This is a genomic window from Macrococcus brunensis (assembly GCF_004359615.1).
Classification (GTDB): domain Bacteria; phylum Bacillota; class Bacilli; order Staphylococcales; family Staphylococcaceae; genus Macrococcus; species Macrococcus brunensis.
Genome location: NZ_SCWA01000036.1, coordinates 1 through 1,876, shown reverse-complemented (window position 1 = coordinate 1,876; position 1,876 = coordinate 1). Strand labels below are relative to the sequence as shown.

At 43.3% G+C, this 1,876-nt stretch carries 1 protein-coding gene, 6 tRNA genes and 1 rRNA gene; all 8 read right to left on the bottom strand.

Annotated features, from left to right (window positions below; all coding sequences use genetic code 11):
* Positions 1–168 precede the first annotated feature (168 nt).
* Complete coding sequence (rocF, locus tag ERX27_RS11070) at positions 169–1,074, bottom strand: arginase (protein ID WP_133432850.1); 906 nt, start codon at positions 1,072–1,074, stop codon at positions 169–171.
* 166 nt (positions 1,075–1,240) lie between these two features.
* A tRNA-Lys gene (locus tag ERX27_RS11065) sits at positions 1,241–1,313 on the bottom strand.
* A gap of 3 nt (positions 1,314–1,316) precedes the next feature.
* A tRNA-Gln gene (locus ERX27_RS11060) sits at positions 1,317–1,391 on the bottom strand.
* Between the two features lie 4 nt (positions 1,392–1,395).
* A tRNA-Tyr gene (locus ERX27_RS11055) sits at positions 1,396–1,479 on the bottom strand.
* A gap of 30 nt (positions 1,480–1,509) precedes the next feature.
* Positions 1,510–1,585 (bottom strand) — tRNA-Val (locus tag ERX27_RS11050).
* Between the two features lie 3 nt (positions 1,586–1,588).
* Positions 1,589–1,660: transfer RNA gene (locus ERX27_RS11045), tRNA-Glu, on the bottom strand.
* A tRNA-Asn gene (locus ERX27_RS11040) sits at positions 1,661–1,735 on the bottom strand. It lies immediately after the preceding tRNA gene.
* Between the two features lie 15 nt (positions 1,736–1,750).
* Positions 1,751–1,865: ribosomal RNA gene (rrf, locus tag ERX27_RS11035) — 5S ribosomal RNA — on the bottom strand.
* Positions 1,866–1,876 lie beyond the last annotated feature (11 nt).

Genomic DNA, 1,876 nt, shown 5'->3' with positions numbered 1-1,876 from the left:
CCCCCTGTTTCCTTAAGTTTAAATGATGAGAACAAAATAAAGAACATGAATTTCAAAATTCATGTTCTCTAAAAGATTTTTATTCAATTGCGATTCTTCTTTAATTATCAGAATAATCGTAGATTATTAAAGGAGATTTTCAGTGACCTCGCCAGGGCTGCTCTTTTTCTATAGTAATTTATCTCCGAAGAACGTGACCAGTAATTCTACTGCCTGGTTTGCCGTCTTGTTGTTAATATCAATCAGCGGATTGACTTCAACAATTTCCATTGACGTCACACGTTCAGAATCATGCAGCATCTCAAGTGCTAAATGACTTTCACGGTAAGATATACCTCCTGGGACTGTTGTGCCTGTCCCTGGTGTCTCTACAGGATCCAGTGCATCTACATCGAGCGATAAATGAATGCCATCCGTTTCCTTCAAGTATTCAAGCGTCTCTTCAATGACTTGACCCATACCGATTCTATCGATATCAGACATCGTGTATGTTTTAATACCGACTTCTTTGATATACGCTTTTTCGCCTTCATCTAAGTCACGCATACCGATCAGAACAATATTCTCTGTTTTCACTTTATTCTTGTAGCCACCGATGTTGATTAAGTCTGGATGACCGTCACCAATCAGCGCTCTTAAAGGCATGCCGTGAATATTGCCAGAAGGCGATGAATCAGCAATATTTAAATCTCCGTGCGCATCGTACCAGATAACACCCAGATTATCGTAATGTTTTTTCACGCCGGATATCGTTCCCATCGCTATCGAGTGATCTCCTCCGATAACGAGTGGGTACTTTCCTGCTGTTATTGTCTGATCGACTTCATTGCAAAGAGTCTCGCAGAATTCCACGACTTCAGGAAGATTGCGAAGCCCTCCGTCCTGCTCACTACGATATTTCTGCATATCGATTGCTGGACTCTTAACATTTCCTTTATCATTTACTTCAAGTCCTAAGTTTTCAAGTCTAGCTACTAAATCAGCATACCGTATGGCATCCGGCCCAAGATTTACCCCTAATTTACGCTGACCAAATGCACTCGGTGCACCAATAATTTCAATTGTTTTATTCATTATAGAATCCCCTTTAAACAAGTTTAAGAAAACGTTCTCATAACTTTATTTTAAACGAGACACTTGTGATATGCAACTATGTATAAAATTGAAGATATTTCCATACACTACACTATATATATTTAGTCATACAAAAAAACCATATCCTTCTGGATATGGTTTAAGATGAGCCATAGAGGATTCGAACCTCTGACCCTTTGATTAAAAGTCAAATGCTCTACCAACTGAGCTAATGGCTCTAATGGCTGGGGTAGCTGGATTCGAACCAACGAGTGACGGAGTCAAAGTCCGTTGCCTTACCGCTTGGCTATACCCCAAGAATGGTGGAGGGGGGCAGATTCGAACTGCCGAACCCGAAGGAGCGGATTTACAGTCCGCCGCGTTTAGCCACTTCGCTACCCCTCCAGCTTATATATGTAAGAGTAAAATTTAAAATGGTGGAGGATGACGGGATCGAACCGCCGACCCTCTGCTTGTAAGGCAGATGCTCTCCCAGCTGAGCTAATCCTCCAAATGACCCCTACGGGATTCGAACCCGTGTTACCGCCGTGAAAGGGCGGTGTCTTAACCGCTTGACCAAGGGGCCTGGCTCCACAGGTAGGACTCGAACCTACGACCGATCGGTTAACAGCCGATAGCTCTACCACTGAGCTACTGTGGATAAATAAAAAAAACTGCCCGGCAACGTCCTACTCTTGCGGAACGTAAGTCCAACTACCATCGGCGCTAGAGAGCTTAACTTCTGTGTTCGGTATGGGAACAGGTGTGACCTCTCTGCCATCATCACCAGACAGGGTGAGAA